General features: G+C 70.7%; 4 protein-coding genes and 1 pseudogene. All 5 read right to left on the bottom strand.

Annotated features, from left to right (window positions below; genetic code table 11):
* A pseudogene (gene fusA, locus ACOJTC_RS09640) lies at positions 1 to 2,012 on the bottom strand (elongation factor G); the annotation flags it as partial.
* A 75-nt stretch (positions 2,013 to 2,087) separates the two neighbouring features.
* The gene (gene rpsG / locus ACOJTC_RS09635) at positions 2,088 to 2,558 is read right to left on the bottom strand and encodes a 30S ribosomal protein S7 (RefSeq protein ID WP_088647009.1); all 471 of its coding nucleotides are present in this window, start codon (positions 2,556 to 2,558) and stop codon (positions 2,088 to 2,090) included.
* Position 2,559: 1 nt separating this feature from the next.
* Entirely contained in the window at positions 2,560 to 2,934 is a 375-nt protein-coding gene (gene rpsL / locus ACOJTC_RS09630) for a 30S ribosomal protein S12 (protein ID WP_007465318.1), read from the bottom strand.
* A gap of 475 nt (positions 2,935 to 3,409) precedes the next feature.
* A complete protein-coding gene (locus ACOJTC_RS09625) occupies positions 3,410 to 3,781 on the bottom strand; it encodes a hypothetical protein (RefSeq protein ID WP_420116598.1) in 372 nt (123 codons plus the stop codon).
* Between the two features lie 635 nt (positions 3,782 to 4,416).
* On the bottom strand, positions 4,417 to 4,785 hold the full coding sequence (locus tag ACOJTC_RS09620; protein WP_204924853.1) for a hypothetical protein: 369 nt from the start codon (positions 4,783 to 4,785) through the stop codon (positions 4,417 to 4,419).
* Between the last annotated feature and the right edge of the window lie 160 nt (positions 4,786 to 4,945).

The raw sequence follows: 4,945 nt of genomic DNA, 5'->3' as shown, positions 1-4,945 counted from the left end.
GCCCGGCCCTGGGTCTTCGACCGCAGGTCGCCGACGTAGCCGAACATCTCCGACAACGGCACCAGGGCCCTCACGATGCGGGCGCCGCTGCGCTCCTCCATCGCCTGGATGATGCCGCGACGGGAGTTGAGGTCGCCGATGACGTCACCCATGTTCTCCTCGGGAGTGGTGACCTCAACGGCCATCATCGGTTCGAGGAGCGCGGGGTCGGCCTTGCGGGCCGCCTCCTTCATCACCATCGAACCGGCGATCTTGAATGCCATTTCGGACGAGTCGACCTCGTGGTACTGGCCGTCCAGCAGGGTCAGCTTGACACCGACCAGCGGGAAGCCCGCCAGGATGCCGTACTGCATGGCGTCCTGCGCACCGGCGTCCACCGACGGGATGAACTCCCGGGGGATGCGGCCACCGGTGACGGCGTTGGCGAACTCGTAGGTCGGCGACTCGTTGTCCAGCGGCAGCGGCTCGATGCTCACGATGACGCGGGCGTACTGGCCGGAGCCACCGGTCTGCTTCTTGTGGGTGTACTCGATCTTGTCCACCTTGCGGCGGATCGTCTCACGGTACGCCACCTGCGGCTTGCCGATGTTCGCCTCGACGTTGAACTCGCGGCGCATCCGGTCGACCAGGATGTCCAGGTGCAGCTCGCCCATGCCGGCGATGACCGTCTGACCGGTCTCCTCGTCCAGCTTGACGCGGAAGGTCGGGTCCTCCTCGGCCAGCCGCTGGATGGCGGTGCTGAGCTTCTCCTGGTCGGCCTTGGTCTTCGGCTCGATCGCGACCTCGATGACCGGCTCGGGGAAGGTCATCGACTCCAGGATGACCGGGTTCGCCGGGTCGCAGAGGGTGTCACCGGTGGTGGTCTGCTTGAGACCCTGCACCGCGATGATGTCGCCAGCCTGGGCCGAGCCGCGCTCTTCCCGCTTGTTGGCGTGCATCTGGTAGATCTTGCCGATCCGCTCCTTGCGGTCCTTGGTGGAGTTCACCACCTGGTTACCGGTCTCGACCACGCCCGAGTAGACCCGGACGTAGGTGAGCTTGCCGAGGTGCTTGTCGGTCTGGATCTTGAAGGCCAGGCCGGAGAACGGCTCCGCCTTCGACGGCTTACGCTGCAACGGCGTCTCACCGTCGGTCGCGGTGCCCTCGATGGCCGGCACGTCCAGCGGCGACGGCAGGAAGTCGACCACGGCGTCGAGCATGGGCTGCACGCCCTTGTTCTTGAACGCCGAGCCGCACAGCACCGGGTTGGCCTTGCTGGCGATGGTGGCCCGCCGGATGGCGGCCTTGATCTCCTCGACGGAGATCTCCTCGCCCTCCAGGTACTTCTCCATCACCGCGTCGTCGACGTCGGCCAGGGTCTCCATCAGCTTCTCGCGCCACTCCGCCGCGGAGTCGGCCAGGTCGGCCGGGATCTCCTCGATGGCGTAGTCCTCACCCTTCTGGGTCTCCCCGCGCCAGGTGAGGGCGCGCATGCCGATCAGGTCGACGACACCGATGTGGTCGCCCTCGAGCCCGATCGGGATCTGGAGCACCAGCGGGGTGGCGTTGAGCCGGTCGATCATCATCTGAACGCAGCGGAAGAAGTCCGCGCCCGTGCGGTCGAGCTTGTTGACGAAGCACATCCGCGGGACGTGGTACTTGTCGGCCTGCCGCCAGACGTTCTCCGTCTGCGGCTCCACGCCGGCCACGCCGTCGTAGACCGCGACCGCACCATCCAGCACCCGCAACGACCGCTCGACCTCGACCGTGAAGTCGACGTGACCGGGCGTGTCGATGATCTGGATCGTGTGGCCCTTCCACTCACACTTGGTGGCAGCGGAGGTGATGGTGATACCACGCTCCTGCTCCTGCACCATCAAGTCCATGACGGCAGCGCCCTCGTGGACCTCACCGATCTAATAGGTGATTCCGGTGTAGAACAGGATCCGCTCGGTGGTCGTGGTCTTACCGGCATCGATGTGCGCCATGATGCCGATGTTGCGTACGTTGGCGAGCGCGTCTGCGGCGGCCACTTCAATCCCTACTTATCGTCGTCTCGACTCGACCGGTGGCGGTTCCGGCGCCGGTCCGGCGCCGGAACCAGGCTGTTACCAGCGGTAGTGCGCGAAGGCCTTGTTGGACTCCGCCATCTTGTGGGTGTCCTCGCGCCGCTTGACGGCGGCGCCCAGACCGTTGCTCGCGTCGAGCAGCTCGTTCATCAGCCGCTCGACCATGGTCTTCTCGCGGCGGGCCTTGGAGTACGTGACCAGCCAGCGCAGACCGAGGGTGGTCGCCCGGGCCGGACGGACCTCGACCGGCACCTGGTAGGTGGCGCCACCGACCCGGCGGCTGCGCACCTCCAGGGTCGGCTTGACGTTGTCCATCGCGCGCTTGAGGGTGACGACCGGGTCGGTGCCGCTCTTCTCGCGGCAGCCCTCCAGGGCGGCGTACACGATGCGCTCGGCGAGCTGACGCTTACCGCGCATCAGGATCTTGTTGACCAGCTGGGTGACCAGCGGCGAGTTGTACACCGGGTCAGCGACCAGCGGCTTCCGCGGAGCGGGTCCCTTACGCGGCATGTCAGCTCTTCTCCTTCTTCGCGCCGTACCGGCTGCGCGCCTGCTTGCGGTTGCGGACACCCTGGGTGTCCAGCGAACCGCGGACGATCTTGTAACGCACGCCGGGGAGGTCCTTCACCCGGCCGCCGCGAACGAGCACGATCGAGTGCTCCTGGAGGTTGTGACCCACGCCCGGGATGTAGGCGGTCACCTCGATCTGGCTGCTGAGCTTGACACGCGCGACCTTGCGGAGCGCCGAGTTCGGCTTCTTGGGGGTGGTGGTGTACACGCGGGTGCACACACCGCGCCGCTGAGGGGATCCCTTCAGCGCCGGGGTCTTGGTCTTGGTCGTCTTGGCCTGGCGGCCCTTTCGGACCAGCTGCTGAATGGTGGGCACCGGGTTTCTCCGCTCCCTTCGGCCGCGTCACGCGACCGCGCCGTCTGCTCGTTAGCCGACCTGATGGCCGACTCTCCTACATTCCGACCGGATCCACCTCGCGGCGGTCCCGGTACCCGCGGTCGGGTGTGTCGCCCGGTTCGCGGTCCCGGTGCCGTCGCTCGCGCGGGTGGCACCGGCTTCTGTCACCGGCGCGTGGTCGTCCGCCCGCCGGGTCCTGTCGACTGTGTCGTACGGCCGCTCGATCTCCGGATCAATCCGGATCCCGCGCACGCACGAGTCGCCCGGGCATGCCCGGGCGCAAGGGGAAAGAGTACCTACCACAGCCTCGCAGGTCAAAACGGGCTGGTCCGCCGGGTCTCAGATCCCCGTCGGTCGCGCCCTGCGCCCTGCCTGCTCGCCCGTGACGGGCCCCTAGGCTGTCCAGTGTACCGGCTGCCGTGCGCCGCAGCCCGTCACCCCCGGGCGACGGGGGTCACGCCAACTGCACCAGCAACGCCAGCCCCAGGCCCAGCAGGCTGAGCACCAACCCCACGCCACCGCAGCTGATCCCGGCCGTCGCCAGCCCCCGGCCGGTGAACCGCACCGCCGGCGGTGGCGCGGCCCGGCGGATCTGCCGGCGGGCCAGCAGCCCGGCGACGATCGCCGCCGCACCGGCCAGCACCCCCGGCACCGTGAACGCACCGGCCGCCCAGGCCCCGCCGAGCTGCGCTCCCCCGACGCCGAAGCAGATCACCAGGAACGACACCAGAATCGACCCGATGCCGGCGATCAACGAGCCCACCGCCGGCCCGGAGGTGACCGCCGGCACGTCCAGGTGCACCACCCCGAAGGGGGGGCCCGGCACGGCGTCGACCCGCTTGGGGGCGCGCGGGGCGTCCGGTGGCGGTGGGGGCAGCGGTCCGTGCCCGTGCCCCGACGGCGCCGGCCAGCCCGTCCCGGCCGCCGGCTGTCCCGGGTACGCCCCGGGCGCGCCTGTCCCGGGGTACGCCGCACCAGGGCCGGGATACGGCGACGGCCCGGCGGGCGGTCCCCCGACCCCGGCGAACGGCCCGCCACCCGACGGTGACCCACCGCCGAACGGCCCACCACCCGACGGACCACCACCGAACGGAACAGCGCCGGCCGGCCCGCCACCCGACGGTGTGCCGCCGGCCCCGGACGTCGGCGGAGGGGCGTACCCGAGGGGGGTGGCCTCCGGCGGGATGCCGGCACCGTGCACCGGGCCGGGCTCGGACGGCGCGCCCCACGGGCCCGCGGCCCACGGGTCGGGTGGGCGGTTCGCTCCGGCGTCGGTGCCGGGCGCGGCCGGCTCCGGGGAGCCGGCGGGCGGTCGGCCCGGGTCGCCTCCCGACGGCGGCGCCGGTTCCGTCACGGGGTCCTCCTGTCGCGATGTGGGTCCACCGTCACGCGACGGACACCGGCCAGGCTACCGCCGCCGCGCACAGCGGGTGCCCCCTGCCGGATCATCACCCCGACGGGTCAGTCGACGTTCGGGGCGAAGTCCTGCCCGTACGGGGAACCGGCCAGCCGGACCACGCCGATCACCACCAACGTCACCACCGCGACCGCGACCAGCACCAGGCCCACCCGCGCCAGCCGCTCCCCCCGCCGCAGCCAGGCCGCGCCGGTGAGGAACCCACCCGAGGCGTACGCCTCCCGGCGGGCCTGCCGGGCCAACTGGAGGGCGATCGTGGCGGGCACCACCCCGCCGACGAAGAGCCCGGTCAGCGCCCCGATCAACCCGAGCGCGAAAACGGCCCGTGCCTTGGTGGCGCGTACCGGGTCGGGGTCGAGCGGATGACGTGGTGGCTGGTACGCCAACGGCACCTGCCCCGCTGCGGTCGTCATGCCCACCATCATGCCCGGCCGCCGGCCGTACCGGACACGTGCCGACCGACACCGGCCCGAAACGAGGAAGGCCCCCGGCGCGACGCCGGGGGCCTTCCTCGTCAGCTGGTGCTCAGCGGTACGACCCGAAGTCGAAGTCGTCCAGCGGAACCGCCTGGCC

Origin of the sequence: Micromonospora sp., from assembly GCF_048594385.1 — a bacterium.
In the GTDB taxonomy this organism is placed as follows: domain Bacteria; phylum Actinomycetota; class Actinomycetes; order Mycobacteriales; family Micromonosporaceae; genus Micromonospora; species Micromonospora wenchangensis.
This window is presented reverse-complemented; position numbering and strand designations above follow the sequence as displayed.